This is a genomic window from Massilia sp. UBA6681 (genome assembly GCF_002454935.1).
In the GTDB taxonomy this organism is placed as follows: Bacteria; Pseudomonadota; Gammaproteobacteria; order Burkholderiales; family Burkholderiaceae_D; genus Telluria; species Telluria varians.
Map to the genome: position 1 here is coordinate 93,670 of NZ_DKJX01000069.1, position 23,794 is coordinate 117,463.

The 23,794-nt window shown below is 67.9% G+C and carries 25 protein-coding genes and 1 pseudogene; 9 read left to right on the forward strand and 17 right to left on the reverse strand.

Annotated elements, in window-relative coordinates; translation table 11 throughout:
* Positions 1-3: 3 nt before the first annotated feature.
* The 7 genes from B2R83_RS11305 to B2R83_RS11335 form a co-directional block, all read right to left on the reverse strand.
* On the reverse strand, positions 4-480 hold the full coding sequence (locus tag B2R83_RS11305) for a tripartite tricarboxylate transporter TctB family protein (RefSeq protein ID WP_292041198.1): 477 nt from the start codon (positions 478-480) through the stop codon (positions 4-6).
* A 90-nt stretch (positions 481-570) separates the two neighbouring features.
* Positions 571-1,554 carry a tripartite tricarboxylate transporter substrate binding protein BugD gene (locus B2R83_RS11310; protein WP_292041200.1) on the reverse strand — a complete coding sequence of 328 codons (984 nt, stop codon included), beginning with the start codon at positions 1,552-1,554 and terminating at the stop codon, positions 571-573.
* A gap of 329 nt (positions 1,555-1,883) precedes the next feature.
* The gene (locus B2R83_RS11315) at positions 1,884-4,205 is read right to left on the reverse strand and encodes a xanthine dehydrogenase family protein molybdopterin-binding subunit (protein ID WP_292041202.1); all 2,322 of its coding nucleotides are present in this window, start codon (positions 4,203-4,205) and stop codon (positions 1,884-1,886) included.
* Positions 4,202-5,224 carry an FAD binding domain-containing protein gene (locus tag B2R83_RS11320; protein ID WP_292041204.1) on the reverse strand — a complete coding sequence of 341 codons (1,023 nt, stop codon included), beginning with the start codon at positions 5,222-5,224 and terminating at the stop codon, positions 4,202-4,204. The genes B2R83_RS11315 and B2R83_RS11320 overlap by 4 nt, the downstream gene beginning before the upstream one ends.
* A complete protein-coding gene (locus tag B2R83_RS11325; RefSeq protein ID WP_292041205.1) occupies positions 5,221-5,748 on the reverse strand; it encodes a (2Fe-2S)-binding protein in 528 nt (175 codons plus the stop codon). Before B2R83_RS11325 ends, B2R83_RS11320 begins: the two co-directional genes overlap by 4 nt.
* Positions 5,749-5,847: 99 nt before the next feature.
* Positions 5,848-6,633, reverse strand: coding sequence for a DUF2145 domain-containing protein (locus tag B2R83_RS11330; RefSeq protein ID WP_292041207.1), 786 nt, complete (start codon positions 6,631-6,633; stop codon positions 5,848-5,850).
* Positions 6,633-7,037, reverse strand: a complete 405-nt coding sequence (locus B2R83_RS11335) for a hypothetical protein (protein ID WP_292041209.1) — start codon at positions 7,035-7,037, stop codon at positions 6,633-6,635. Before B2R83_RS11335 ends, B2R83_RS11330 begins: the two co-directional genes overlap by 1 nt.
* Positions 7,038-7,225: 188 nt before the next feature.
* On the opposite strand from B2R83_RS11335, the gene B2R83_RS11340 reads away from it, so the two are divergent.
* Together B2R83_RS11340 and B2R83_RS11345 are read left to right on the forward strand one after the other, a co-directional pair.
* Entirely contained in the window at positions 7,226-8,296 is a 1,071-nt protein-coding gene (locus B2R83_RS11340; protein WP_292041211.1) for an ABC transporter transmembrane domain-containing protein, read from the forward strand.
* A 15-nt stretch (positions 8,297-8,311) separates the two neighbouring features.
* Positions 8,312-9,004, forward strand: a complete 693-nt coding sequence (locus tag B2R83_RS11345; protein ID WP_292041213.1) for an ATP-binding cassette domain-containing protein — start codon at positions 8,312-8,314, stop codon at positions 9,002-9,004.
* A gap of 177 nt (positions 9,005-9,181) precedes the next feature.
* Here B2R83_RS11345 and purU read toward each other — a convergent pair whose 3' ends face one another.
* The 5 genes from purU to B2R83_RS11370 all read right to left on the reverse strand — a co-directional run bounded on the left by purU (position 9,182) and on the right by B2R83_RS11370 (position 14,475).
* On the reverse strand, positions 9,182-10,090 hold the full coding sequence (purU, locus tag B2R83_RS11350; RefSeq protein WP_292041215.1) for a formyltetrahydrofolate deformylase: 909 nt from the start codon (positions 10,088-10,090) through the stop codon (positions 9,182-9,184).
* 232 nt (positions 10,091-10,322) lie between these two features.
* The gene (locus B2R83_RS11355; protein ID WP_292041217.1) at positions 10,323-10,679 is read right to left on the reverse strand and encodes a response regulator; all 357 of its coding nucleotides are present in this window, start codon (positions 10,677-10,679) and stop codon (positions 10,323-10,325) included.
* Between the two features lie 4 nt (positions 10,680-10,683).
* Entirely contained in the window at positions 10,684-12,426 is a 1,743-nt protein-coding gene (locus B2R83_RS11360) for a histidine kinase famiy protein (protein ID WP_292041219.1), read from the reverse strand.
* A gap of 106 nt (positions 12,427-12,532) precedes the next feature.
* A complete protein-coding gene (locus B2R83_RS11365) occupies positions 12,533-13,279 on the reverse strand; it encodes a LytR/AlgR family response regulator transcription factor (RefSeq protein WP_292041221.1) in 747 nt (248 codons plus the stop codon).
* Positions 13,276-14,475 (reverse strand): sensor histidine kinase, encoded by a 1,200-nt coding sequence (locus B2R83_RS11370; protein ID WP_292041223.1) that lies wholly within the window; start codon positions 14,473-14,475, stop codon positions 13,276-13,278. The genes B2R83_RS11365 and B2R83_RS11370 overlap by 4 nt, the downstream gene beginning before the upstream one ends.
* A 157-nt stretch (positions 14,476-14,632) precedes the next feature.
* Here B2R83_RS11370 and B2R83_RS11375 point away from each other — a divergent pair, with 157 nt between their 5' ends.
* Positions 14,633-15,151, forward strand: a complete 519-nt coding sequence (locus tag B2R83_RS11375) for a GNAT family N-acetyltransferase (RefSeq protein WP_292041225.1) — start codon at positions 14,633-14,635, stop codon at positions 15,149-15,151.
* Here B2R83_RS11375 and B2R83_RS11380 read toward each other — a convergent pair whose 3' ends face one another.
* The 3 genes from B2R83_RS11380 to B2R83_RS11390 form a co-directional block, all read right to left on the reverse strand.
* Positions 15,152-15,607, reverse strand: a complete 456-nt coding sequence (locus B2R83_RS11380) for a hypothetical protein (protein ID WP_292041227.1) — start codon at positions 15,605-15,607, stop codon at positions 15,152-15,154.
* A gap of 55 nt (positions 15,608-15,662) precedes the next feature.
* Positions 15,663-17,564 (reverse strand): putative bifunctional diguanylate cyclase/phosphodiesterase, encoded by a 1,902-nt coding sequence (locus tag B2R83_RS11385; RefSeq protein WP_292041229.1) that lies wholly within the window; start codon positions 17,562-17,564, stop codon positions 15,663-15,665.
* A gap of 102 nt (positions 17,565-17,666) precedes the next feature.
* The gene (locus B2R83_RS11390; protein WP_292041231.1) at positions 17,667-18,188 is read right to left on the reverse strand and encodes an ankyrin repeat domain-containing protein; all 522 of its coding nucleotides are present in this window, start codon (positions 18,186-18,188) and stop codon (positions 17,667-17,669) included.
* A gap of 240 nt (positions 18,189-18,428) precedes the next feature.
* Here B2R83_RS11390 and B2R83_RS11395 point away from each other — a divergent pair, with 240 nt between their 5' ends.
* The 4 genes from B2R83_RS11395 to B2R83_RS11410 all read left to right on the forward strand — a co-directional run bounded on the left by B2R83_RS11395 (position 18,429) and on the right by B2R83_RS11410 (position 20,601).
* Positions 18,429-19,130 (forward strand): pirin family protein, encoded by a 702-nt coding sequence (locus tag B2R83_RS11395; RefSeq protein WP_292041233.1) that lies wholly within the window; start codon positions 18,429-18,431, stop codon positions 19,128-19,130.
* 48 nt (positions 19,131-19,178) lie between these two features.
* Complete coding sequence (locus B2R83_RS11400; RefSeq protein WP_292041235.1) at positions 19,179-19,562, forward strand: OsmC family protein; 384 nt, start codon at positions 19,179-19,181, stop codon at positions 19,560-19,562.
* Between the two features lie 97 nt (positions 19,563-19,659).
* Positions 19,660-19,833: a hypothetical protein gene (locus B2R83_RS11405; RefSeq protein WP_292041237.1), complete on the forward strand. Its 174-nt coding sequence runs from the start codon at positions 19,660-19,662 to the stop codon at positions 19,831-19,833.
* Positions 19,834-19,875: 42 nt separating this feature from the next.
* Positions 19,876-20,601 (forward strand): class I SAM-dependent methyltransferase, encoded by a 726-nt coding sequence (locus tag B2R83_RS11410; protein WP_292041239.1) that lies wholly within the window; start codon positions 19,876-19,878, stop codon positions 20,599-20,601.
* Here the strand turns inward: B2R83_RS11410 and B2R83_RS11415 are convergent.
* The gene (locus B2R83_RS11415) at positions 20,580-21,545 is read right to left on the reverse strand and encodes a LysR substrate-binding domain-containing protein (protein ID WP_292041241.1); all 966 of its coding nucleotides are present in this window, start codon (positions 21,543-21,545) and stop codon (positions 20,580-20,582) included. The two genes, B2R83_RS11410 and B2R83_RS11415, sit on opposite strands and share 22 nt — an antisense overlap.
* 161 nt (positions 21,546-21,706) lie before the next feature.
* On the opposite strand from B2R83_RS11415, the gene B2R83_RS11420 reads away from it, so the two are divergent.
* On the forward strand, positions 21,707-22,309 hold the full coding sequence (locus B2R83_RS11420; protein ID WP_292041243.1) for a DedA family protein: 603 nt from the start codon (positions 21,707-21,709) through the stop codon (positions 22,307-22,309).
* A 98-nt stretch (positions 22,310-22,407) separates the two neighbouring features.
* On the forward strand, positions 22,408-23,490 hold the full coding sequence (locus B2R83_RS11425; RefSeq protein WP_292041244.1) for a hypothetical protein: 1,083 nt from the start codon (positions 22,408-22,410) through the stop codon (positions 23,488-23,490).
* 13 nt (positions 23,491-23,503) lie between these two features.
* Here B2R83_RS11425 and B2R83_RS11430 read toward each other — a convergent pair.
* Positions 23,504-23,794 (reverse strand): annotated as a pseudogene (locus B2R83_RS11430) (hypothetical protein); the annotation flags it as partial.

Below are 23,794 nucleotides of genomic sequence, written 5' to 3' on the forward strand. Positions count from 1 at the left end.
GTCTTATGCCCCTCCCAGCCAGGGGCCGACGATCGGCATGGGCAGGCCGAGCAGCTTCACGAACAGCAGCACGGCGAAGATGGCCAGGCCGACGGCGAGCAGCAGCGCGCCTTTCAAACTGAACTGCTTGCTGGCGAAGGAACTCAGCATGACCAGCACGAAGGCGGCGGCGGCCAGGCCGGCGCCGCGCATCAGGATGCCGAACAGGATCACCGCGCCGAGGATGATGACGATGTCCTTGATGTGGAAGGTGCCGATCGCGTCATGCGCGTCAAGGCGGCGGCCGATGAAGGCGCGGATGATGCCGGCCAGGCCGACGACGGACAGCAGGCCGCCCAGGACGGTCGGGAAATAGCCCGGACCCATGCGGCCGGCGCTACCCATCTCGTTGTCCCCGATGAGGGCGATGGCGGCAAGGCCGAAACACAGGAAGATGATGCCGATCCAGAAATTCTTCGGATGGCGGACGATGGAAGCCACTGCGAACCCCTTGTTGCTTGTTGTTGTGTGGTAGCGAACGGGCTGCGCGGGATCGATCCCCGCACAGCCTGCCGCGTTTGCGCTGCGCGATCAGTCGGCGTACTGGCCGGCCTTGGTGATGATCGGGCCCCAGCGGTCGATCTCGGCCTTCAGGTGGGTGCGCAGGGCTTCCGGCGTAGCGCGCTTGTCCGCCACCGGCTCGGTGCCGAGGTCGGCGAAGCGCTGCTTGACGGTCGGGTCTTTCAGGGCGGTGCGCAGGGCGTTCGACAAGGTGTCGACGACCGGCTTCGGGGTGCCCTTCGGTGCGTACATGCCGTGCCACACGGCCACTTCGAAGCCCGGCAGGCCGGCTTCGCTCATGGTCGGCACGTTCGGCATCGAGGCCAGGCGCTGCTTGGTGGTCACGCCGTAGACCTTGACCTTGCCGCTCTTGATCTGGCTGGTGGTGTTGGTGGTCTGGTCGCACATCAGGTCCACCTGGCCGCCCAGCATGTCGTTCATGGCCGGGCCGGTGCCCTTGTACGGGACGGTGGTCAGGTCGACGCCGATGGCGGTCTGGAACAGCATGCCGCACAGGTGCGAGGCCGAACCCAGGCCGGCGTTGGCATAGGTGACCTTGGACTTGTTGGCCTTCACGTAGGCCAGCAGTTCCTTGAAGTCCTTGGCCGGGAAGTCCTTCTTGGCGATCAGGGTCATCGGCACGTCGGTGACCAGGCCGATCGGCTCGAAATCGCCCATCGCGTTGTAGCTCAGCTTGCGGTACAGGGCTGGCGCGGTCGAGTGGCCGATGTGGTGCAGGAAGATGGTGTAGCCGTCAGGCGCGGCCTTGGCCACGCGCGCCGCACCGATGGTGCCGCCGGCGCCGCCGACGTTCTCGATGATGATCTGCTGTTTCAGGGTATTGCCCATCGACTGGGCCACCAGGCGCGCCACGGTATCGGTCGGTCCGCCGGCGGCGAACGGCACGATCATCGTGATGGTCTTGGTGGGGTAGTTCTGGGCTGAAGCGCTGGTGGCGACTGCGGCGCCCAGCAGGGCAATGGCCGCGACGGTGCGCAGGAATGTGGTTTTCATCGGTGTCTTCCTCTAACCTCGGTTTTCTTGGTTTATCAGTATGGGCGACGCAGGAACAGCCACGATGCAGGCCACGACGAATCCAGCCAGCTTGCATGGAGCGCGTGCATACGCAGGACTGGTTTTACCAGTAAATAGATAGATTTGCAACTACGTGGAAACCCGTATGGCGAGTCGGAAAAGATGCTGAACAATGTCGGAAAAACGCCGGAATGCGGCCCTCGCCGCCATGCATGGCGGATGGCAGGAGCCGCCGACCGGCGTCGTGTTGACGAAATACTACGCTTGCCGATGCGCGCGCCCGCCCTGACGGGCGCGGCAGGGAGGTTCTACTGCGCCTGCTTCGGCTCCGGCACCGGAATCTCGTGCTCGCCCAGCAGCACCTTGTCCGGGGTGATCGGCGTGCCGCGCAGGCGCCTGCCGGTGGCGTGAAAGATCGCATTGCTGATCGCCGCCGACACCGACACGAGGCCGATCTCGCCCACGCCCTTGGCGCCGAGCTGCTCGCTGACGATGCGGTCATCCTCGTCGGCGAAGATCACCTCGACTTCGTGCACGTCCGCGTTCACCGCCACGTGGTACTCCGCGTAGTTGTGGTTCATGAAGCGCCCGAAGCGGTGGTCGGTGAAGCTTTCCTCGTGCAGCGCCTGGCTGATGCCCCACACCACGCCGCCGATCACCTGGCTGGCGGCGGTCTTGGCGCTGATGATGCGGCCCGCCGCCACCGCGTTCACGACCCGCGTCACGCGCACGATGCCCAGTTTCTCGTTGACCCGCACCTCGCAGAACACCGCCGAGTGCACGGCGCGGGTGTACTTGCGCTGCTTGAGCATCGAAGGCTTCATGAAGAACTTTTCCTCGACCCGTTCGACGCCGCCGGCCGCCAGCACCTCGCGCAGCTGCATGGCGGTCTCGGGACGGTTGCGCAGGCGCAGCGTGCCGTCGGCGAATTCCAGGTCCTGGGTGCGCGCCCTGGCAAGCGGCGAACCCGGCATGGCCTTCGCCATCTTGATCAGGGTTTTCTTGAGCTTGTCGCAGGCGCCGTGCACGCCGCTGCCCACCGTCGACACGTGCGAGGAGCCGCCCTCGACCGGCGCGAAGGGCAGGGTCGAGTCGCCCAGCTGGAAGGTCACCCGCTCCATGGGCAGGCCCAGCGCTTCTGCCGCGATCATCGACATTACCGTGTAGGTGCCGGTGCCGATGTCCGAGGCCGCGCTGCTCACCACCAGGCGTCCGTCGGCGTGCAGCACGGCGCTCACGCGCGCCAGCATCACCAGGGAGTCCCACATGCCGGTGGCCATGCCCCAGCCGATCAGTTCCTCCCCGTCGCGCATCGAGCGCGGCTCGGTCGGGCGGTCTTGCCAGCCGAAGCGCGCGGCGCCCTTGTCGTAGCACTGGCTCAGCTCCTTGGTGGAGTAGGGCTTGTCGTCCATCGGGTTGCGGTCGGCATAGTTCAGGCGCCGCAGTTCCAGCGGATCCATGCGCAGCTTGTAGGCCAGTTCGTCCATCGCCACTTCCAGCGCGTGCATGCCGTGCGCGGCGCCGGGCGCGCGCATGTCGATCGGCGAATGGCGGTCGTGGGCCACCAGCTTGTAGCCGAGCTTGATGTTGTCGCAGGCATACAGCTGGCCGGACCAGTTGACCACCACCTCGACATAGTCTTCCAGGCGCGAGGTCTCGTGGATGGCCTCGTGCACGATCGCCTGCAGCTTGCCCTCGCTGTTGGCGGCCAGCTTCACCTTCTGCCAGGTCTCGGGGCGGTGGCCGAAGCTGAACATCTGCTGGCGCGTCAGGACCACCCGCACCGAGCATTTCAGCTTGAGCGCCGCCATCACCGCCAGCGGCAGCTGGTACTGCGGGCGCAGGCCGGAACCGAAGGCGCCGCCCACGTAGGGATTGCGCACGGTGACCTTCTCCTTCTTGATGCCGAAGGCGCGCGAGACGTACCAGCGGTTGTTCTGCGAGCTCTGGGTCTTCTCGTAGATCGTCAGGTGGCCGTCGTCGCCGTAGACCACGGTGGTGGCGTACATCTCCATCGGGTTGTGGTGCTCGACGCCGTGGTAGAACTGTGACTCGATCTTCACCTCGGCGGCGTCAAAAGCCTTGTCGGCGTCGCCGGTGGAGCTGGGCGGCGTGAAGCCGGCCTTCAGGGCGCGCGGCTTGTAGGCCTGGTCGAGCGAGGCCAGCAAGTCGGTCTCGTGCGCTTCTTCCTCGTAGCTCACTTCCACCAGCTGGGCCGCGTGGCGCGCCGCCTCGAAGGTCTCGGCCACCACCAGCGCGACCGGCTGGCCGCTGTAGAAGATGCGGTCGCTGAACAGGGGCCGGAACGGCGAGCCGCCCGGCGCCGTCATGTCCTTGTAGGCCAGGTCCCATGAGCGGACCTTGGGCCGGTTGAGGTGGGTGAGCACCTCCACCACGCCGGGCGTGGCCAGGGCGGCGCGGGTATCGATTGACTTGATGCGGCCGCGGGCGACGGTGCCGCTCACCACCACGCCGTAGCGCAGTCCCTCGGCCTCGTGCTCGGCCGCGTACTTCGCTTCGCCGGTCACCTTGGCGCGGCCGTCGATGCGCGACACCGGCATGCCGCTGCGTACCCGGCCGGTGCCGTCGGGCGCGGTCGGGGTGCGCAGTTCTGGAATCAGGTCGGTCATTGTTGCTCTCCTCGGTGTTCACCCTTCGCGTACTCGGTGCCGCGCGTGGCGGTGGTCAAGGCCTGCTCGATGGCGTTGCGCGCCAGCGTGAGCTTGTAGTCGTTCTGGCCGTGGCCCTTGGCGCCGCGCAGGACGATGTCGGCGGCGGCGCCGAAGGCGTCCGGGCCGGGCGCCTTGCCCTCGAGGGAAGCTTCGGCTTCCTCGACCCGCCACGGCTTGTGGGCCACGCCGCCGAGCGCGATGCGGGCGGCGCGGATCCTGCCGCCGTCGAGGTCGAGCGCGGCGGCCACCGACACCAGCGCGAACGCATACGAGAGGCGTTCGCGCACCTTCAGGTAGGTGGAGTGGGCGGCGAAGCGCCCGGCGTCGGGCAGCGCGATGTGGGTGACCAGCTCTCCGGCTTCCAGGGTGTTGTCGAGCTCGGGACGCTCGCCCGGCAGGCGGTGGAAGTCCGCGAACGGGATCGCGCGCGCGCCGCCCTGCGAGCGCACGTGGACCACGGCGTCGAGCGCGCGCAGGGCCACGCACATGTCGGAGGGGTGGGTGGCGATGCAGTGCTCGCTGGTGCCGAGGATCGCATGCAGGCGGTTCAGGCCGTCCTTGGCGGGACAGCCGCTGCCCGGTTCGCGCTTGTTGCAGGGCGTGCCGACGTCGTAGAAGTAGTAGCAGCGGGTGCGCTGCAGCAGGTTGCCGCCGTTGGTGGCCATGTTGCGCAGCTGCGGCGAGGCGCCGGCCAGGATGGCGGCGCTCAGCAGCGGGTAGCGTTCGCGTACAAGGGGGTGGTAGGCGGTATCGGCGTTGCGCGCCAGGGCGCCCAGGCGCAGGCCGCCGCCCGCATCTTCCTCGATCCGGTCGAATCCGAGGCCATTGATGTCCACCAGCTCGCCGGGGTGCGTCACGCCTTCCTTGATCAGGTCGAGCAGGTTGGTCCCACCCGCGATCGGACGCACGCCCGGCATCGCCAGGCGGGCCAGCGCGGCGTCCACGTCGCTGGCCTGGGTAAAGGTGAACGGGTTCATGCGAGCACCGGACCGGTTGTGAAAGGCGTTTCGCCTTCGCCGGGCTTGCCCTCGATGCCCATCACCTGCATCACCGCCTGGGTGATCTGCGGATAGGCGCCGCAGCGGCACAGGTTGCCGCTCATGAGTTCGCGCACGTCGTCGACGCTCTTCGCCTGGCCTTCGGCGATCAGCCCGGCCGCGGAGCACAGCTGCCCGGGTGTGCAGTAGCCGCACTGGAAGGCATCGCAGTCGATGAAGGCCTGCTGCAGCGGATGCAGTTCCTCGCCCTTGGCCAGGCCCTCGACCGTGGTGACCTCATGGCCGTTGTGCATCACCGCCAGGGTGAGGCAGGAATTGATGCGCTTCCCGTCCAGCAACACTGTACAGGCGCCGCACTGGCCGTGGTCGCAGCCTTTCTTGGTGCCGGTGAGGGCCGCGCGTTCGCGCAGCAGGTCGAGCAGCGTCACCCAGGCGCCGACCGCGAACTCGCGGTCTTGCCCGTTGATGCGCAGCCGGATCGGGTATTCCTGGTAGTGGTCCATGGCCGTCCCTTCGTAGAATCCTTGAGCGAGACCACCACCATAACCGCCGGCCCGATCCCGTTCGGTTAGTTCACACACGTACAAGCGTACATGACCACCTCAATCGATGGCCATCGTTCTGGCCTGCGGGTCGACCATGCGAACCATCCGGACCACGGCATCGGTGCTGACCGTGTCGATTTGCCCGGCCATGCGGCGCTCATAAGGGTGGTCGTCGAAGGCCACGTTGGCGCGGAACATGCGGGCGCCCAGGCGCACCGCCGCCGGCACCTCGACCGTGGGCGGCTGGAAGCCGATCGAACGCAGCCATTTCTGGGCCTCGAGCCGGGTCTCGACCTGTCCGGGCGGGGCAGCGGCCGCCGCCAGCGTCTCGAGTACCCACTGGTTCGAGTTCTGGTACTTGGTCGAGTACACATATGACAGCATGCTGTACTTCGGCTCGTGCAGGCGGACCGGCGTGCGGGTGCCGGCCAGCTTCGCCAGTCTGGCCCCCAGCTCGGGGCCGGGAATCACCAGCTGGGCTTCGTGGCGGTACAGGTCGGTGAGGAAGAAGTTCCCCATGCCCTCGTCGTACAGGCCGGAAACGGCGCTGCCGCAGTCGTTGAGCTCGTGCACGACGGTCCAGCGTCCCTTCGGATGGTCGCGCACCGCGATTCCCATGTGCGAGTAGCGCAGGCGGTAGCGGCTCAGGTCCTGGCCCGCGCGAGAAACGAGCGCGACCTGGGCGCCGCTGGCTTCCAGGGCCTGCACCGTGCGCTGGGCCAGGTCCATCGACAGCACGACTTCGTGGGCGGCGAGCGGGCGCTCCTCGCAGGGCTGGCCGGCCCTGGCGGGGACGGCGATGGCCAGGGCCAGCAGGGCGGCGCCGAACAGGCGGCGGTCCATCAGCCTGCCCTCGAATGGTGCAGCAAGGCCTTGCCCGCTTCGTTCGGGAGGAAGGCAATCGCCTTGCCCGACATCACCAGGACGTAGCCGGTCGACGCCGTCACCACTTCCAGCGCGGTGCCGGCGGCGAGCGAGACGCCGGCGGTTGCCCGGCCGGACAGGCGCACCGTGGCGCGGCTGGCGTCGGCGGCGCCCTCGAGCACGACTTCGAGGCCGTCGCCGACCGTCCTGACGCTGGCTACCACGACGCTGCCGGTGGCGGCCAGGGTCAGGAGGGAGCCGCCGACAACCACGCCGGACAGGTTGGCGCTGGCATTCGACAGTTCCGACTGGCCCGCATGGCCGGCCGCATGGGTGGCGCTGCAGGCGAGGCCGAGCAGGGCGACGAAGAGGAGGCGTTTCATATTGATCTCCGTGATGAATGTGGAGGCATCATCGGTAGCAGGCGGGCATCGTGCAAGGACGCCGCGCGAAGTAGCACCGGCTTGCCTTTTCGGTATCGGACTGCGATACCGCAGCCTGCCAACGGGGAATCTGAACGTTGTGCGTCCGTAGCCTGTCCAATCCCCATCGGGGTTCGGGAGACGCGGCGATGGCTGGCGGTAGCGGGGAGGCGGGGCGGGGCGCCCGTATCGGCGCCGAGCTGTGGCAGGTGCTGGGCCGGCACCGCTGGCGCATCGTCGCGGCGGTCGTGCTGCTGCTGTTGGCCAAGCTCGCCACGGTGGCGGTGCCGCTGCTGCTCAAGCGGATCATCGACGCCTTTTCCCAGGCCAGCCTGCCGGGCACGCTGCCGCTCTACCTGTTGGTGGGCTACGCGCTGCTGCGCTTCTCGTCCACCCTGTTCAACGAGTGGCGCGACCTGCTGTTCGTGCGGGTCACGCTCGAGGCCGTCGCGGCCTATGCGCAGAAGACCTTCTCGCACCTGCACGCACTGGGACCGCGTTTCCACGCCCGGCGCAAGCTCGGCAGCCTGCTGCCCGACATCGATCGCGGCACCAGCGGCATCGCCTTCCTGCTCGGGGTCGGCCTGTTCACGATCGTGCCGACCCTGGTCGAGATCGGGCTGGTGCTGGCGATCATGCTGAGCCGCTATGCGGCGGGCTTTGCCGGCATCATCCTGGTGACTTTCCTGGTCTACGCCGGCTTCACGCTGGTGTTCACGGCGCGCCGCGTGGTCTACCAGCGGCGCGTCAACAAGCTCGACTCCACCGCCAAGGGGCGGCTGGCGGACAGCCTGATCAACTACGATACGGTCAAGTACTTCAGCGGCGAGGCGCGCGAGGCCCGGCGCTTCGCCGCCATCATGGGCGACTGGCAGGAGGCCGGCCGGGCCAACCAGCGCGCCCTGTTCACCCTGCACGTGGGGCAGAGCGCCGTCATCGCACTGGGCGTGGCCGCGATCATGGTGCTGGCCGGCCAGGCCGTGCTGGCGCGCAGCATGAGCGTGGGCGACCTGGTCCTGATCAATGCCTACGCGCTGCAGGTCTGCCTGCCGCTGAATGCGCTCGGCTTCGTCTACCGCGAGGCGCGCGACGCCTGGGTGAACGCGGAGCGCCTGTTCGAGCTGCTGCGCGAGCGTCCCGAGATCCTCGATCCGCCCGGGGCGCCGCCCTTGCGTCCGAGCCGGGGCGAGGTCGTGTTCGAGCACGTCAGCTTCCATTAGGAGCCGGCGCGTCCGGTGCTGGTCGACGTCAGCCTGCGCATCGCGCCGGGAACCACGCTGGCCGTGGTCGGGCGCAGCGGCTCGGGCAAGTCGACGCTGGCGCGCCTGCTGCTGCGCTACTACGACCCGGCCAATGGCCGCATCCTGGTGGACGGCCAGGACATTCGCCAGTGCGCAGCCGCCAGCGTGCGCATGGCGATCGGCGTGGTGCCGCAGGAAACGGCGCTGTTCAACGACACGATCGGCAACAACATCGCCTATGGGCGCAGCGGCAGCACGCGCGAGGACGTGGTGGCGGCCTGCCGCGCCGCCCACCTGCACGAGGTGATCGAGTCGCTGCCGGACAAGTACGACACGCCCGTGGGCGAGCGCGGCGTCAACCTGTCGGGCGGCGAGAAGCAGCGCATCGCGATCGCGCGCGCGGTGCTCAAGAACCCGCCGATCCTGATTTTCGACGAAGCCACCTCGGCGCTCGATGCCGACTCGGAACATGCGATCACCCGCGAACTGGACCGGCTGTCGCAGGACCGCACCACCCTGGTGATCGCGCACCGCCTGTCGACCATCGTCAATGCGCACACCATCGTGGTGATGGACCGCGGCCGCATCGTCGAGCAGGGCAGCCATGCCGAACTGCTGCGCCGCAAGGGGACCTACGCCCGCTTGTGGCTGCTGCAGCAGCGCATGCACAAGGACGCGGGGCGCTGAGATACCGATGGAACCAGCCCACGGCAGCAAGACCGTCGCCCCGGCGAAGGCCGGGGCCCAAGTTCTACGTGTGCTATCGCTAGCCGGTGAAGCAATTCGCTGCGCAACTGAATTGGGTCCCGGCCTGCGCCGGGACGACGTGCTACTGCCAACGCTCGAATACGGACCGATTGCAGCTCACGGACCCCGGAAGACGATGGTCTTGTTTCCATGCAGGAAAACCCGGCGCTCGATGTGGAACTTGACCGCCGCGGCCAGCGCCATGCATTCGTTGTCGCGTCCTACCCGCACCAGCTGCTCGGGGCGGAAGTTGTGGTCGACGCGGGTGACCATCTGCTCGATGATCGGGCCTTCGTCCAGGTCCGGGGTCACGTAGTGGGCGGTGGCGCCGATCAGCTTGACGCCGCGGTCGAAGGCCTGGTGGTAGGGCTTGGCGCCCTTGAAGCCGGGCAGGAAGGAGTGGTGGATGTTGATGCAGCGGCCGGCCAGGCGGCGCGCCAGATCGTCCGACAGGATCTGCATGTAGCGCGCCAGAATCACCAGCTCGGCGCGGGTCTCCTCGACGACTTCGAGCAGGCGGGCTTCCTGCTGGGCCTTGTTGTCCTTGGTCACCGGGAGGAAGATGAAGCGGATGCCTTCGCGCTCGACCATCGGGCGCAGGTCGAGGTGGTTCGACACCACCGCCGTGATCGACATGTTCAGTTCGCCGTTACGGCGGCGGTAGAGCAGGTCGTCGAGGCAGTGGTCGTCCTTCGACACCATGATCACGGTCTTGACCGGGACCAAAGGGTCGTGGATCTTCCATTGCATGTCGAGATGGGCGCCGCAGCCTTCGCCGAACTGCTCGCGGATGTTCTCGATGCTGGGGGAGCCGGCCTGCAGCCGGAACACGGCGCGCATGTAGAAGCGTTCGGTGGAATCGTCGTCGAACTGTTCCAGCGCGCAGATGTAGCAGTCGCGTTCGGCCAGGAAGGTGGCGACGGCGGCCACGATGCCGATGCCGGCGCGGCAGCTGGCATTGAGGATGTATTCGGTCGGCGCGTGCGGCGCCCTGGCGCCTTCGTTTGGAGTCGAGTTCGGGGTCATGCGATCGTCCTTGCGTGCGATGAAGCGGTCGTGAGTTGTGGCGCCTGCGCTGTTGCCGGCGGCGTGAAAGACAGTGCGAAGGGTGGCCGCATGCCGGTAGCGCCGCCGTGCAAGCCTCGTGGACGATGCAGACGTTGTTATTCTAACAGCATGGCGGATGCAGCCTGCGCCGTCAAGGAGCGCACGACTGATGCGCGAGGCGCAAACGCGACGAAGCGCAGGCGCCCGCGGCTCAGGATGGCTGGGCAGGCGCCAGCGCCCGCGCCACTGCGTCGACCAGGTCCTGCGGCGGCAAGGGTTTGTTCAGCACCTGCACGTCCGGCGCGGTCACGCCGACTTCGGCGCCGAAGGCGGTCACGACGAGGGCCGGCAGGTCGGGATGCAGTTCGCGCAGGCGGGCGATCAGGTCGGCGCCGGTCATGCCGGGCATGCGGAAATCCGTGACCAGCATGTCGATGCCGCCGGCGCTGCCGATGGCCAGCGCTTCGTTCGGATCGACCACCGCCGTCACCCGGTAGCCGGCCCGCTCCAGGTAGCGCTGGAACACGTAGACGATGGCCTCTTCGTCGTCGACCAGCAGGATGTGCATGGTGTCAGCCCTCGTGGGTGAAGCCGGCTGCCGGATTCACGCGCAGGTCGACCTTCAGGGCCTGGCGGATGCGCTCGCCCAGTTCGTTCAGCCGGTAGGGCTTGGTCAGGATCGGGAAGGATGCGGCCTCGCCCTTGACGGCCGGCAACGCGTCGATGTAGCCGGTGGCCAGCAGCACCGGCACCTCGGGCTGGCGCTCGCGCACCAGTTCGGCCAGGCGCAGGCCGTTCATCCCGCCCGGCATGATGACGTCGGTGAACAGCAGGTCGATGCTGCCGTAGCGCTCGATCATCTCGAGGGCCGCCTCGCCGCTCGGGGCGCCCAGCACCCGGTAGCCGCCGGCGCGCAGGTGGGTCTCGGCCAGTTCGCGCACTTCTTCGCTGTCGTCCACCACCAGCACGGTGCGCTTGCCCAGGATCGCCTCGGGTGTCCACCTGGCGCCGTTGCCGGAGCGCTCGCCCATGATCTCCATGGCCGACTTGGACGCCTGCGGGAACACCATGCGGATGGTCGTGCCTTGCTGGGGCGCGCTTTCGATCTCGAGGCGGCCGTGCGATTGCTGCACGAAACCGTGCACCATCGCCAGTCCCAGGCCGGTGCCCGGGCCCTTGGTGGTGAAGAAGGGCTCGGTGGCGCGCGCCGCGACTTCCGGCGACATGCCTTCGCCCTGGTCGATCACGCAGATCACCACGTAGCGGCCCGGCGCCAGGTGCAGGCGCTCCAGTTTTTCCGGGTCGTCCATGGTCGAGGTGGCGACCGTGACCTTGCCGCCCTCCGGCATGGCGTCGCGCGCGTTGATCAGGACGTTCAGCAGCGCCATCTCCATGTGGGTCGGATCGAGCGTGCAAGAGGGCAGGCCGGGCTTCAGGTCGAGGTGCAGGTCGACCTTGTCGCCCAGCGTGCGCACCAGCATCTCGCTGAATTCCACCACCAGCGAATTCAGGTTCAGGCGCTTCGGTTCGAGGCGCTGCTTGCGCGCGAAGGTCAGGAGCTGCTGGGTGAGCTTGCCGGCCTTTTCGCTGGCCAGGCGCGCGCGGTCGATGGCCTGGCCGACGGTGATTCGGTCGTCGAGATCGGAGGCGGCCAGCTCCAGGTTGCCGGCGACGACCTGCAGCAGGTTGTTGAAATCGTGCGCCAGGCCGGCGGTCAGCTGGCCGATCGCTTCCATCTTCTGGGCCTGCAGGTAGGACTGTTCGGAGACGCGCCGGCGCGTGATGTCCATCTGCGAGGCGAAGTAGTACAGCAGCTTGCCGCCTTCGTCGAACACCGGGCCGATGAACAGGCCGTTCCAGAACGGCCGGCCGTCGGCCTTGTAATTGAGGACGTCGACCGCCACCGCGCGCTGTTCGCGCAAGGCATTGCGGATCTCTTCGACGGTATGCGGGTCGGTCTGCTCGCCCTGCAGGAAGCGGCAGTTGCGGCCGAGGACCTGCTCCTCCTCGTAGCCGGTCAGGTCGAGGAAGGCGCGGTTCACGAACGCGATCGGGTTGTCCGGCTGGTTCGGGTCTGTCACCACCATCGGCATGCGGGTCATCTCGATGGCGGCGAAGAAGATGTTGCCGCGCTCTTCGAAGCCGGGGCGCGAGATCTGGCTGGCCTGCCAGTGGCGCACGCCCGGGTCGCCGAGCGGATTGTAGGCGCTGCCTTCCAGCTGGCCCACGCTGGGCACGCCTTCGCTCTGGCCATGGCTGGACGCGTCGTCGTGCGGGATGCGATCCCGTTCTTCCTTGCTGCTGCCAGTTGCCATGCATCCTCCCGTTCAAAGAGAAGAACGACGCGCAGGCCGGACTCCACCTGTGAATTATATAACAGAGGCAATTTTACAAGTCATGAAATGACGAATTCGCGGATTCTCAATCCCGAAACAGGTGGGTGAAGGTCCGGCTTACCGCCAGTTTCTCGCCGCAGCCGCGCAGCAGCACCTGCATGCGTTCTGCGTCCAGCCGTTCGACCGCCGCGATGGCGCCGACATTGACCAGCGTGGCGCGGTGGATTTGCCAGAAGCGGTCGCGGTCCAGCCCTCCCAGCAGGTCCTTCAGCGGAATCCGCACCAGCGCTTCCGAACCGGGCAGCACCACCCGCGTGTACTTGCTGTCGGACTGGAAGAACAGCACCTCGTCGACGTCGATCAGGCGGATCTGCTTGCCGACGGTGGCCTTGATCCACTTCATCTTCTCGGCGCGCGCGCCGGGCAGGGCGGTCTTCAGGTGGCGTAGCAGCTCGCCCAGGTCGGCCGGCGGCGTGCTGAGTTTCGACCGGATGCGCGCCAACGCGCGCTCCATCCGGTCGAGCTGCACCGGCTTGAGCAGGTAGTCGACCGCGCCGGCGTCGAAGGCCTCGACGGCGTACTGGTCGTAGGCCGTGACGAACACCACGTGGGCGCTGTCGCCGATGCGCTCGGCCACTTCCAGACCGGACAGGCCGGGCATGCGGATGTCCAGGAACACGACCTCGGGTTCGTGCTCGAGGTATCCATCCCAGGCGTCGTTGCCGTTCTCGGCCTGCAGTACCACCTCGGCCTCGGGCCAGCAGGTCGCCAGCATGCCGGCCAGGCGTTCGCGCATCAGCGGTTCGTCTTCGGCGATCAGGACCCGCGTCATGCCGCCTCCTTCTTCGCCGGCACTTGCAACTCCGCGCTCAGGCCCGGCTCGGCTTCGCGCAGCACCAGGCGCGCCGCGTCGCCGTAGGCCAGCTGAAGGCGGCGCCGCACGTTGTCGAGGCCCGCGCCGTTGCCGGGTGTGTCGCTCATGCCGACGCCCCTGTCGCGCACCCAGATGCGGATGCCGGCATCCTGCGCCGCGGCGCCGACGTGGATCTCGCCGCCGCGCAGCGAGGGTTCGATGCCATGCTTGATCGCGTTTTCGACCAGGGTCAGGACGATCATGCTCGGCACCTCGCTCGAAGCCAGCGCATCGGGAAGCGAGATCTCGAAGCGCAGGCGCGCACCCATGCGGGCCTGCATCACGCGCAGGTAGGATTCGATGGTGGCGAACTCGCACTTCAGGCTGACCTGCTCGCAGCGCATGTCGCTGAAGCTGGCGCGCAGGAAGGCGATCAGGTCGGCCGTGAGCGCGGCGGCGCGCGGTGCGCCGTCCGCCGCCAGCTGCTGCACCGCCCCGAGCGTGTTGAACAGGAAGTGCGGTTCGATCTGGGCGCGCAGCATGCGCAGCTGCGATTCGCTCAGCTCGCGCGCCAGGCGCTCGCGCTCGGCATCGCGCTGCAGCTGCTCCATCAGCGCGGCATTCTGGCGGCGGCGGTAGAGCGCCAGGACGATCAAGGGGACGGCGGCCAGGGCGCCGATCAGGGCCACGAAGGGAATCATGCGCATGAGCTTGGGCATCTGCTCCACCAGCGGGCGCCCATCGCCGAGCGCGATGCCGACGAAGGCGCCCAGTACGCCGAGGAGCATACCGACGACGAACCTGCGGGTATTCTTGAACGACTGGGTGGCGTTGAACCAGACGCCGACCCCACCCATCAGCAAGCCGAAGCCCAACAGGTTGGCGACGACGACCGGCGCAATCCAGCTGCCCTTGTCGAGCGCCAGTTCCATCAGGAGGCCGATGCAGGTGAAGGCGAGCGCGAACTTGGCGATCGCCAGCCAGAAGCGCCGTCCGCGATAGGTCAGCGAGAAGTCACGCAATTGCTGGCGCTCGATCGGCGACATCGTCGCCAGGCTGTCCGCCATCTTGCGCCGGTAGCCGGGCGCCACCTGCGCAGCCAGCTCCGGCCGCTCCAGGATGGCCAGGTGTTCACGTTCGAGTTCCTCGTACCAGTCGATGATCTTGCGCCACATGTCGTTCTCCTTGCTGTTCAATATAAGGCAATGTGGCAAGTCTAGGAAAGCCGATCCCGGCGTGAAAGTGCGGCGCGACGAACGACGATGGCGGTGCGACGAACGACGAGGAAGCCGGCAGCGTGCTACCATCCCGCGTTTTTATCTCGCCAGAATCATGCAGTTCGCATATCACCATGGGATCCGCGCCATGCGCCCGGCCGACCTCGACATCCTCCTCGCCGTGCAGGCGGCCTGCTACCCGCCGTCGATGCAGGAAGCGGGCGAGGTGGTGCTGGCGCGCATGGGCGCGGCCAGGGAAAGCTGCATCGTCGCGGAGGATGGGGAGGGGATCTGCGCCTACCTGTTCGCCTACCCGAGCAGGTTGGGCAAGGTAACGCAGCTCGGCGCGCCCTTCGAACCCGCCGTGGATGCCGACACGCTCTACCTGCACGACCTGGCGGTGGCGCCGCGTGCGCATGGCCGCGGGCTGGCGCGCAGGCTGGTCGAGCACCTGCTGGCGCAGGCGCGCGAGCGCGGTTTCACGTCCTCGGCGCTCGTGTCGGTGCAGGATACCGCCGGCTTCTGGGGAGCGCTCGGCTACCAAGTCGGGGCGATGTCCTGCGATACGGCGCGCGCCGCCCTGGCCACTTATCCGGGCGAGGCGCGCTACATGGTGCGCACCCTCGCAGCCTGATTACTGGACCCGGCGCACTTTCGCGGAACTGTTAGTTCCGTCGACCCTCAGGAACAGGGTACCGAACATGTTTCGTTCGATCGTGACCTTCGGGTTGCGCATCGGCGCCAGCACGGCTTCGCTGCCGTCGATGATGCGCCACACCTGGCCGTTGGCGAGGCGGATCTGCGAGGACGGTCCCCAGCCCTGGAAGTCGCCGGCAATGGTCGAGGTGATCGACTGCGGTTCCGCTTCGCGCTGCTTCTTCGCCTCGATGCCGAAGTTCTCCTCCTTGCTGCGCGCCGGTGCGGCCGCGGCGGTCGCCACCTGCGGGCGGGCGCCGACCTGGATGGCGTCGTAGCAGGCCAGGCGGGCGCCGGTGTCGGTCAGGGTGCGGCATTTCAAGATGCCGGCATCGTCGGCCAACGCGGCATGCGAACTCAATGCCAGGGACAGGAACAGGGGCAGTGCTTTCATCGTCATCCTTCGGTGTGGTTACGCAAGCGTGGGATTATATCGGCAAGCCCGCCGCTCACGCCTTTGCCGAAACCGACGATCCGCCGGCCGGCTCGGCCGCATACTGGCGGATGAAGGCCGCGCAATCTTCGACCGCCAGCGGCCGCGAGTAATAGTATCCCTGGATCTGGTCGCAATCGGCCTTGCGCAGGGCCGCCACCTGGTCCGCCGTCTCGACGCCTTCGGCGATCACGGCCAGCTGCAGGCGGTGCGCCATGGCGACGATCGCCTGCACGATGGCGGACGATTCGGCGCTGTGCGCCATGTCCTGCACAAAGGACTTGTCGATCTTGAGCTTGTCGAGCGGCAGGCGGCGCAGGTAGCCGAAACTCGAATAGCCGGTGCCGAAATCGTCGATGCTCAGCATGACGCCGAGATCGCCCAGCCCGCGCATCACGACCACGCTGCGTTCCGGGTCGGCCATCGATACGCTTTCGGTCAGCTCCAGTTCCAGCAGTCCGGGCGCGAGGCCCGATTGCTCCAGCAGTTCGCCCACCATGGCGATCACGTCGCTTTGCAGGAACTGGCGCGCCGACAGGTTGACCGCCACCGGCGCCAGCGGCAAGCCTTGCGCGCGCCAGGCGGCCATCTGCCCCACCGCGCTGCGCAGCACCCACTCGCCGATCGGGACGATCATGCCGCTCTCCTCGGCGATCGGAATGAACTCGTCGGGCGGAATGACGCCATATTCCGGGTGGCGCCAGCGCACCAGGGCCTCGAAGCCGGCCAGGCTGCCGCTGCGCAGGTCGACCTTGGGCTGATATTGCAGGAACAGCTCGTCCTGGGCGATTGCGCGCCGCAAGTGGCTCTCCAGGGTGAGGCGGCGGCCGTGCTCGGTGCGCAGCTCCGGGGTGAAGCGTACGATTGCCCCGCGACCCTGGGCCTTGGCATGGCGCATCGCAGTGACGGCGTTGTTGAGCAGGGCGTCGGCGTCGTCGCCGTCCTGCGGCAGCAGGGTGGTGCCGATGCTGCAGGTGAGGGCGATTTCACCGTCCGGCGTCGGGATGGCGCGGTTGGCCGCCGCCATGATGCGGTCGAACGCGCGTTCCGGTTCCGGGTGCTCGCCGCGCGCATGCAGCAGGAGCAGGAATTCGTCGCTGCCGGCGCGGGCCAGCATGTCGCCTTCGCGCAGCAGGGCCTGCAGGCTGGTGGCGAGGCCCACCAGGATCTCGTCGCCGGCGCGGTGGCCGAGGGTCTCGTTGAAGCGCTTGAAGCGATCGACGTTGATGCAGGCGACCAGGGCCGGTGTGCCGTCGGCACGCCAGCCGGCGATGCTGCCCTGGATGGCGCGCAGCATCGCCTGGCGGTTCGGCAGCCCGGTGAGCAGGTCGTGCGCGACCAGCCAGGCCAGTTCGCCCGAGGCCGGGGAGCCGCCCGGGGCCGGCGCGCAGTCCTGCAGGCGCTCGCTCAGGGATTGCGCCGCCATCGCCAGCTGGCGGTGGTAGACCAGCTGCTCGACCATGCGGGCCAGGTCGCGCAGGGCGTCGAGCTCGCCGGGACCGAGCTGGCGCGGCCTGCTGTCGATCACGCACAAGGTGCCGATCTTCTTGCGGCCCACCGAATATAGCTGCACGCCGGCGTAGAAGCGCAGGTGCATGTCGCCGGTGACCAGCGGATTGTCGACGAAGCGCGCGTCCTGGGCCGCGTCCGGCACCACCAGCGGTTCGTCGCTGAGGATGGCGTGGCCGCAGAAGGAGATGTCGCGCGGGGTTTCGCAGGCATCCAGGCCGGTGCGCGACTTGAACCACTGGCGGTCCTTGTCGATCAGGGACACCAGGGCGATCGGCACGCCCAGCAGGCGCGCGGCGGTGCGGGTGATGCGGTCGAAGGTCTCTTCGGGCGCGCTGCCGAGCAGCCTGGTGGCGTGCAGGGCGGCGAGGCGTTGTGCTTCATCCAGCGGAATACGGGGTCGTTCCATTGTCTCTGCTTTGCTGAACCGATGGGTTCCTTGAACATATTACGCCAGAACCAAAGCCAGTTTGCAATCTTGCCGCAAGCAACATGAACGCGCGCTGGATGCTCAGCCGAGGCCGGCCAACAGGGCCGCCGTATCCTGCGCACCCATGCGCTGCGCCGCCGCCAGCGCGCTGAGGCCGTCGGCGTCCAGCGCATGCGGATCGGCGCCGCGCGCCAGCAGCAGGCGGGAGATCTCGGTGCGGTTGAACATGGCGGCGAACATTAGGGCGTTCTTGCCGTTTGGGCCGGCGCTGGCAACGCTCGCGCCATGGTCCAGCAGCAGGGTAGCCACCGCCAGGTCGCCCTTGAAGGCGGCGCCGGCAAGCGGTGTCTGGCCGGCGTCGTTCATGAGTTCCGCGTCGGCGCCGTGCTCGAGCAGGGTGCGGGCCGTGTCGACGTGGCCATGGTAGCAGGCCAGCATCAAGAGGCTGTCGCCGCGTTCGTTGCGCAGGTTCGGCGGCAGGCCCTGCGCCAGCAGCGTGGCCAGCGCCTCGGTTTCGCCGGCGCGCGCGTGCTGGAAGACGGACCGCACGAAGGCGAGCGTGGCTTCGTCCAGCGTGTTCGGGTCGGGGCGGGCAGTCTGCATCGTCGGCTCCAGGGCTTGTTCTCCTGCGATTAGACCATACGGGGAGAACTCGGGGAGCACGCTCGCCGGGGAGGTTCGAAAATTTCGATGATTCGGCGGTAAATTACTCGTTTTTCAATCCCGATTCAGGCGCGCATAATGGCTCCATCGCATCGAACGGCAGCGGCGCAACGGCTCACAGGAAGCACAACGCCGATGATCAAGGCCTTCGATGGTCACCCAATATACAAGGAGAACACCATGTTGAACGTACGTAAAAGCAATGAACGCGGCGCCGCCAGCTTCGGCTGGCTCAAATCCCAGCACAGCTTCTCGTTTGGCCACTACTACGACTTGAAGCACATGGGTTTTGGCCCGCTGCGCGTCATCAACGAGGACCACGTCTCCCCGAGCCGCGGTTTCGACTCGCACGGCCACCGCAACATGGAAATCATCTCCTATGTCCTGGAAGGCGCGCTCGAGCACAAGGACAGCATGGGCAACGGTTCGGTGCTGCGCTACGGCGACGTGCAGCGCATGAGCGCGGGCAGCGGCGTGGTCCACAGCGAGTACAACCACTCGAAGGATGAGGGCGTGCATTTCCTGCAGATCTGGATCGAGCCGAATACCACCGACGAGCCGCCGGGCTACGAGGAAAAGCATTTCGACGCCGCCTCGAAGCAGGGCCGCCTGCGCCTGATCGCCTCGAACGACGGCCGTGAAGGTTCCGTGTCGATGCGCCAGGATGCCTCGATCTACGCCACGATCATGAACGGCGGCGATGCGCTGAGCCACGCGCTGGCTGCCGGACGCCAGGCCTACGTCCACGTGATCCGCGGCCGCGCCACGGTCAACGGCGTGCAACTGCAGGGCGGCGACGCGCTCAAGATTACCGACGAGGATGCGGTGCGGCTCGAGCAGGCCGAGGCGGCCGAGATCCTGGTGTTCGATCTGCCCAACTGAGCAACAAGGCGCGGACCGCCCGCGCCATTCACGAGACGGGGGAATGCGATGGAAGTGACTGCACAAAAAGGCGAGGGCAAGCTGCAGCAGATGATCACGATCGGCAGGCACCAGCTGCTGAGCGACGCGCCGGAAGCCTTCGGCGGCGAGGACAGCGGGGCCGAACCGCACGACCTGCTGGCCGCGGCGTTGGCCGCGTGCACCACGCTGACGGTGACGATGTATGCCCGCCGCAAGGGGCTGGCGCTGGAGGACGTGCGGGTGCGCATTACCCACGGTCCGAAGGACGGCGGCTACGCCTTCCAGCGCCACATCGAGTACGTGGGCGCGCTCGGGCTCGAGGAGCGCCAGCGCCTGACCGATATCGCCAACAAGTGCCCCGTGCACAAGACCCTGTCGGGCGCCATCCGCATCGAGACCCAGGCGGCCTGAATTACCCGCGCACGATTGACGCGCCATGGCAGGGCGCGGGCCTTTGGCATACCATCCGCTTGTCAGCAGTAGCCCTGTATCGACTGCGGAGGCCGCCATGCCTGATTCATCCCGTCCCCTGCTGTTCAAGCGCGGGCAATGTCCCGGTTGCCGGCGCTCGTCTACCCGCACGCTGTACCGCGAACCCCTGGACAGCCCCGGCATCAGCCGCTACATGCAGGACCACTACGGGCGCCGGGTCGAGCGCGACTTCACAGGCTACGACTACTAGCTGGCCCAGTGCGAACACTGCGGCCTGGCTTTCCAGGCCCAGGTGCCGGCGCCCGAACTGCTCGAGGAAATCTACGACCGCTGGCTGCCGGCCACCGAACGCGAAGCGGTGGCGGCGCGCTGGGGCCTGGACGATTACCGCTACCTGGCCGAGCAAGTACAGTTCATGCTCGACCATTTCCGCGCGCGCCCGGGCAGCATCAAGGCCCTCGATTTCGGCTTCGGCTGGGCCGAGTGGGCCAAGATGGCCGGCGCCTACGGGGTCGACGTGTGCGGCGCCGAGCTGTCGCAGGTCCGGATCGATTATGCCAAGTCGGTCGGCATCCCGGTGGTCGATGCCGGTGCGCTGCCGCGCGACGAATTTCATTTCATTAATACGGAACAGGTCTTCGAGCACCTGCTCGAGCCCGGCGACACGCTGAAAACGCTTGCCGGCGCCCTGCGGCCGGGCGGCCTGGTGAAGCTGAGCGTGCCGAACTCCGCGAAGTCGATCCGCAAGCTGCTCGGCGCCAGGGACTTCGGGGCCTTGAGTCCGGACGACATCATGGCGATCGCCCCCTTCGAGCACATCAATGCCTTCACCTACGATTCCTTGAACGCGCTGGGCCGCGAAGCCGGCCTGGTGCCGCTGCGTCCATCGCTGCGCAAGCTGTACAACGCCAGCAGCGGCTGGATGGAACCGAAGTCGGCGCTCAAGACGCTGGCGCGCCCGGTCTACCGGCACCTGTACCCGAAAAGCACCTTCGTCTATTTTGTTCGGCCGGCCTGATCCACGGCCTGCACCTTCAGGTGCGCCTCGTGGCAGTGACGCGCGATCAGGCGCGCGAAGGGTGACTGCTCGCGCATGCGCTTGAGCCACCAGGCCAGCGCCGCGCCTTCCTCGCCGCTGCGCCAGGCCAGGTAGAAGGTCTCGTCCGGCTTGGGCTCGACCACCTCCTTTTCCACCAGCAGGCCGGCCTCGATCGCGGGCCGGGCCCAGGACTCGGGCAGGAAGCCGAAGCCGATGCCGCGCAGCTGGAAGGCGAACTTGGTCTCCATGTCCGGCACCGCCAGCATGTCCTGGCCGAACAGCAGGCCCACCGTGCGCGGACCGAGCTGGCGTGCCGAATCCGAGACCGCGACCGCGCGGTAGTCCAGCAGGTCGGCCTTTTCCAGCGGGCGATCGATGGCGGCCAGCGGGTGGCCGGGCGCTACCGCGAACACGAAGCGGCTGGCGCCCAGGGGCTCGGCGGTGTAGCCGCCGCCCGAGGGGCCTTCGCCGGCAGCGCCGACCAGCAGGTCGACCCGGCGGTCGAGCAGGGCGTCCCAGGTGCCGGACAGTACCTCGCTCACCAGGCGCAGCCGGGTCTGGTCGGCCACTTCGTAGAAGGCTTCGATGTCGGGCTGCAGGCCGCTTGGCGCGAGCATCGAATCCATGCCGATCGTCAGCTCGGTCTCCCAGCCGGAGGCGACCCGGCGCACGCGCGACTCCAGGTCGCCTGCCGCGCGCAGCAGATAGCGGCCTTCCCTGAGCAACTCCTTGCCGGCCGCCGTCAGGGCCACTTTCGGGCCGAAGCGGTCGAACAGGCGCACGCCCAGGTCTTCTTCGAGTTTCGCGACCGTGTAGGAGATGGTGGAGGGGACGCGGAACAGTTCTTTCGCGGCGCCCGCGAAGGAGCCCTTGCGGGCAATGGTTTCGACGATTTCGAGTGCGTCCAGGCTGAGCTTCAGCAATTGCGGTCCTTTGTCCTGTTGTCGGAATTCCAAGAGGAAATTTCCGCATGTTAGCGGAGTAGCGCGCCCGGCGCCATCGACCGCCGTCCGGCCACAGGCGAGCGCTAGTATTCTTGACAACATGGTAGTGTGGAATCCGTCCTATCAACTGGCGATCCACCATGTTCGAGTTCATCACGAATTTCCTGGAGAAGAGCGGCTACATCGGCGTTTTCCTGCTGATGGCCCTCGAAAACATCTTTCCGCCTATCCCGTCCGAGCTGATCATGCCCTTTGCCGGCTTCGTCGTCGCACGCGGCGACCTCAACCTGGTCGGCGTGCTGGTCGCGGGCACGGCGGGCTCGATCGCCGGGGCCTTGCCCTGGTACTGGGGCGCACGCAAGTATGGCAAGGAACGCCTGAAGGCCTTCGCCGACCGGCACGCGCGCTGGATGACGGTCGGCAGCGAAAACATCGACAAGGCGATCGCCGCGTTTGATCGCCACGGCCGCTCGGTGGTGCTGTTCGGGCGCCTGATCCCGGCGATCCGCACCCTGATCTCGGTGCCGGCCGGGCTGGCATGCATGTCCTGGGGCCAGTTCCTGCTGTACTCGACGATCGGCTCGCTGGCCTGGACCGGGATCCTGACCGGGGCCGGTTTCCTGCTTGAGAGCAATTACGAACAGGTGGGCAAGTACGTCGATCCGGTGTCGAAGGGCATCTTCGGCATCCTGCTGGCCTGGTACATCTACCGCGTCGTCACGCACCGGCCGGCCAAGGCCTGAGCGGCATGCAGGCCGGTTGTGGTGCGCATGCCGCACCGCAGCACGCAGGATTCCGGTGATTCGGCTACACTCGACCTGTTCGCAAGCAGGTCCCGCCCATGAAGAACCGATTGTTGGAAGACTTCGGCGACAGCCAGTCCGCCGTGCCGGTACGCCCGGTGCGCCGCGTCCAGGCTGCGCCGCCGCCGGCGCCGCAGCCACAGGCCGAGGTCGCGCCACCCCATGCCCCAGCGCCGGCCGGCGCGCCGGAGACGCCCGTTCGCCAGCGCGCCGGCGTCTGGCGCAGCCGTGCGCCAGCCGAAGCACCTGCGCCACCGCCGCCCCATGCGGCGCCGGCGCAGACCTTCGTGCCGCCCCGCGTCGAACCCAGCATGGCGCCGTCGGGTGCACCGGAGCCGCCGCGCGCCCCGCGCGTTTCGCCCGAGTTCGCCTCGTTTTCCAGCCGCGAGCCGGACTGGTCGATACCGCTGCAGCCGGAACCGCCGCCCTGGACCGAGCGCTGGGGCCGCAAGGCCCTGGGCTGGACCGTCGGCCTGGCCGCGGTCGTGGCGGTGGCCGGTACGGCGGCGTGGATGGTGCAGGAGACCCGCGTGGAATCGACGCTGGCGGTCGTGGCCGACCACACGCCCGCGCAGGAGAATCCGGCACCGCCGACGGTGCCGGCTGCCGCTCCCGCCTCCGAACCGGAAGCCGACGCCCGTCCGCCGCTGAGATTGCTGACGCCGGCGCCGGTGGCCACGGCGCCGGTCGAAGCGGCGCCGCCACCTGCAGACCTGGTCGACAATGTGCCTGTGGCCGCGGCGTCGGGCAGCGCAGAGATTGAAAGCTCAGCGCCGGCAGCGGTCGCGCCGCCCGCCGCGCCCCCGAAAGCCGTCGCCAAGCCGCCTGCGCCAATGCCGGCGGCCAAGCGCGTACAGGAGCGCCGCGTTGCGGCCGCGGCGTCCGCAAAACCGACACGTCCGGAACCGAAAAAGCAGCCGCCCAAGCCGGCGCGCGAACGGGTAGCGGCCCCGGCGCCGGCCCCGCCCCCGCCCACGCGCACCGTGTCTGCCGAACAGCCCGATCCGGAAAGCCCGCTGGCCGAAACCCTGCGTTTATGCCGCGCGGCTGGTTATCACGCCACCGCCTGCCTCAAGCGCGGCTGCGAGGCGACCCGCTTCGGCCTGGTCTGCCGCGGCTGAGCCACCCTCGCCATCAGGCCGCGTCCGGCGCCAGTTGCGCCGCCAGCACATCGAGCGGCGCCAGCGCGGCCGCATACTCGAGCTCTGCCACCGCACGCCGCAGCGCGGCCAGCGCCTCGGCAAGCGGCGCCGCGCGGCCGTTCGTGGCCAGCAGGGATTCGAGCTCGGCCAGCGCATCCTCGGCGCGGGCATCGTCGCTGCGCGCGCCTTCGTCCAGGCGGCCGATCACGGCGGCATGCTCGAAACCTTCGCGGGCGAACAGGGCCAGCACCTCGCCCACGCTGGCCGGGGGGCAGGGCTCCAG